The 438-nt window shown below is 63.9% G+C and carries 1 protein-coding gene; it reads left to right on the top strand.

Annotated features, from left to right (window positions below):
• Positions 1-27 precede the first annotated feature (27 nt).
• The coding region (locus CON77_RS15635) for an inositol monophosphatase family protein (RefSeq protein WP_304442161.1) at positions 28-438 on the top strand (411 nt) is incomplete at its 3' end.

Genomic DNA, 438 nt, shown 5'->3' with positions numbered 1-438 from the left:
AGCCCTACCCCGTTCCTCGCACAATCCATGTCCTCCCATCTGCACCCCATGCTCAACGTGGCCATCAAGGCTGCGCGCACCGCTGGCAACATCATCAACCGCGCGGCGCTCGACGTCGAATCGGTCCGCGTCTCGGCCAAGCAAACCAACGATTTCGTCACCGAAATCGACCACGCGGCCGAGCGTGCCATCATCGACACGCTGCTGGGGGCCTACCCCGACCATGGCATCTGGGCCGAGGAATCGGGACGACAGGAGGGCAAGGGCCAGGGGCGCAAGCACACCTGGATCATCGATCCGCTGGACGGCACCACCAATTTCATCCACGGCTTCCCGGTCTACTGCGTCAGCATCGCGTTGATGTACGACGGCAAGATCGAGCAGGCCGTGGTCTACGACCCCACCCGCAACGACCTGTTCTGCGCCACCAAGGGGCGC

This window comes from Macromonas nakdongensis, from assembly GCF_002837145.1.
Classification (GTDB): Bacteria; Pseudomonadota; Gammaproteobacteria; order Burkholderiales; family Burkholderiaceae_C; genus Macromonas_B; species Macromonas_B nakdongensis.
This window is presented reverse-complemented; position numbering and strand designations above follow the sequence as displayed.